Below are 859 nucleotides of genomic sequence, written 5' to 3' on the forward strand. Positions count from 1 at the left end.
GACTGTAAATATCGATGATCATATACAGATACCAATACAGGCCACGTACATTCGAGGGCAAATAGCTAATATCCCACGTCCAAATCTCATTCGGCTTGCTTGCCTGATGAGACGTTGGTGCTGAGGCTGGCTGTGGCGGCTTGGCTTTGCCTCGGTGGTGAAGTTGGTCATTCGCCTTCAATACGCGATAGATAGTGGATTCACTGGCGATATATTCACCTTGGTCAGCCAGTCGTGGGACGATTTGACTCGGGGGTAAACTGGCGTAGTCAGCGTCATTGCAGACATGCAGAATATGCTGACGCTCTTGCTCAGACAGCTTGTTTTTCGGTGCAGCTTGAATAGCAAGCGAGCGTAGATCTGGCAGCACCTGCCCTTGTGATGAACGCCAACGTCGCAACGTGCGTTGTGGTATCTGCATAAGCTCAGCCGCCTTGTACTGAGGGGCGCCGTTCGCAACAGCTTCATCAAAAAGCTTTAGCAGCGTCTGGCGCCTATCGAGAGGGGTTAGTCCTCCTCGTTGTCGCTCTCGTACAAGACATTGAGCTTTTTTGATAACACCAGTAGCGCTGTCGTTTCGGCAAGGGCTTTATCTTTGCGGCGTAACTCAGTTTCTAAGCCACGAATGCGTTTTTTCTCAGCTCTGCGCGCGGCCTGCTCAGCCTTCTTGGACTGTTCAGCTTGGCCTGCGCCGCTAATACAAGCGCGCTTCCATTCTTTGACTTGCTCGGGGAATAAGCCCCGCTCGCGACAATATTGGCTCAGCTCGGCTTCTGACAGGCTGGCTGTTTCCATGACAGTGGCGAACTTAGCTTCAGCTGACCACTGCTCGGTGTTTTTTTGATGTCCTGGCACGGGT

At 52.3% G+C, this 859-nt stretch carries 1 protein-coding gene and 1 pseudogene; both read right to left on the reverse strand.

The window, feature by feature from the left end; genetic code table 11:
• On the reverse strand, positions 1-421 hold a 421-nt coding region (locus HLG76_RS14630), incomplete at its 3' end, for a helix-turn-helix domain-containing protein (protein WP_254877713.1).
• 86 nt (positions 422-507) lie between these two features.
• Positions 508-859 (reverse strand): annotated as a pseudogene (locus HLG76_RS14635) (IS3 family transposase); the annotation flags it as partial.

The sequence above is a fragment of the Salinivibrio sp. EAGSL genome (assembly GCF_013366455.1).
Lineage (GTDB): Bacteria > Pseudomonadota > Gammaproteobacteria > Enterobacterales > Vibrionaceae > Salinivibrio > Salinivibrio costicola.